Raw genomic sequence first — 213 nt, forward strand, 5'->3', positions numbered from 1 at the left:
GGCCTAAAATTTTCCCTTCGCGATCTCCCGCAACGCGTCCTTCTCCAGCTCCGCATCCGCCAGCAGCCGCTTCAACCTGGCGTTCTGCTCCCGCAGCTCTTTGAGCTCCTTCGCGGCATCGGTGTCCACACCGCCGTACTGGCGGCGCCAGTTGTACAACGTCGCCGCCGACACCCCCAGATCAGCAGCGATCTGCTCACCCGTCTGCCCGGC

Annotated in this window: 1 pseudogene; it reads right to left on the bottom strand. The window is 64.8% G+C overall.

The window, feature by feature from the left end:
• Positions 1-9 precede the first annotated feature (9 nt).
• Positions 10-213, bottom strand: a pseudogene (locus tag ACT89H_RS29550) (transposase); the annotation flags it as partial.

The sequence above is a fragment of the Nocardia aegles genome (genome assembly GCF_052545135.1).